Raw genomic sequence first — 412 nt, forward strand, 5'->3', positions numbered from 1 at the left:
AACCATAACCCAGAGCCGTTTACGCATTGACGCCAATTTTAAACGTTTTGTGGATGAAGAAGTTTTACCGGGAACAGGGCTGGACGCTGCGGCGTTCTGGCGCAATTTTGATGAGATCGTTCATGATCTGGCACCAGAAAATCGTCAGTTGCTGGCAGAACGCGATCGCATTCAGGCAGCGCTTGATGAGTGGCATCGCAGCAATCCGGGGCCGATAAAAGATAAAGCGGCCTATAAATCTTTCCTGCGTGAACTGGGCTACCTGGTGCCGCAACCGGAGCGCGTGACGGTGGAAACCACGGGCATTGACAGCGAAATCACCAGCCAGGCGGGGCCGCAGCTGGTGGTTCCGGCAATGAACGCCCGCTACGCGCTGAACGCGGCGAACGCTCGCTGGGGCTCACTGTACGAT

At 56.3% G+C, this 412-nt stretch carries 1 pseudogene; it reads left to right on the forward strand.

What is annotated here, in order from left to right:
- Nucleotides 1–4 precede the first annotated feature (4 nt).
- Nucleotides 5–412: pseudogene (locus FMN52_RS18515) on the forward strand (malate synthase G); the annotation flags it as partial.

The sequence above is a fragment of the Marinobacter sp. BW6 genome, from assembly GCF_008107725.1.
In the GTDB taxonomy this organism is placed as follows: domain Bacteria; phylum Pseudomonadota; class Gammaproteobacteria; order Pseudomonadales; family Oleiphilaceae; genus Marinobacter.